This is a genomic window from Streptococcus sp. HMSC074B11, from assembly GCF_001808705.1.
In the GTDB taxonomy this organism is placed as follows: domain Bacteria; phylum Bacillota; class Bacilli; order Lactobacillales; family Streptococcaceae; genus Streptococcus.
The window spans coordinates 1-648 of record NZ_KV794247.1 but is presented as its reverse complement, the minus strand read 5'-3'; the positions used below and the strand labels follow the sequence as shown (position 1 = coordinate 648).

Annotated in this window: 1 protein-coding gene and 1 pseudogene; both read right to left on the bottom strand. The window is 35.8% G+C overall.

The features are described from left to right. Positions 1–247: pseudogene (locus HMPREF2619_RS02090) on the bottom strand (hypothetical protein); the annotation flags it as partial. Positions 248–299: 52 nt separating this feature from the next. After that, positions 300–524 (bottom strand): multidrug transporter MATE, encoded by a 225-nt coding sequence (locus HMPREF2619_RS02085; RefSeq protein ID WP_070458700.1) that lies wholly within the window; start codon positions 522–524, stop codon positions 300–302. Between the last annotated feature and the right edge of the window lie 124 nt (positions 525–648).

Below are 648 nucleotides of genomic sequence, written 5' to 3'. Positions count from 1 at the left end.
GTTTCATCTCACCACTGCCATTCGCAAAAATCTGCTTTGTTTTGAGCTGTTCTGAGGTATATGTTTGTCTTTGTGGTGAGAAAATCGCTCCCATCAAAAGACTTAACCAAGTCACAAACAACATTGAGAAAATGACTAGTTTTCTCTTAATAATATTCTCTTGAAACCAAACTTTAGTCTTAATAAATGGCTTCAAAATTGGGCTAGATTTTATCTTTTCAATCCAGCGTTTGATTGTATCTATCATAATGGATATATCCTTTCTACTCTATGTGAATTTTTGTTTTTATACCAGTGCCTTACCTCCGTTTCTCATGCTTCTTATATCCTTTCCAAATAAATGAAACCTTACTTTTCGGCCAAACACTTTTTAGTAACATTAAGAACGCTAATGGTAGCCTTTTCGTTTTGATTTCATTTCCAAAGTTATCACATATAGTTATCCTGAAGAGCGGTACGAACCAGATCGCAATCAAGATAGTTCCAACTGCGCCATGCGCAATAGCATTTAAAAATTGATACATACTACCTCCTTAGACATACTTCAATCTTTGAAAAGCCGTCTCGGCCTACTTACTCAGCTTTACCCTTTTAGTCATTTATAGCCTCCTGGATTGCTTTCTCATCTGCTACAATCTTTTCCTCTGA

What these genes read in the sequence shown, in the direction of transcription:
- HMPREF2619_RS02085 (WP_070458700.1), bottom strand. Translation starts at nt 524, where the DNA reads ATGTATCAATTTTTAAATGCTATTGCGCATGGCGCAGTTGGAACTATC.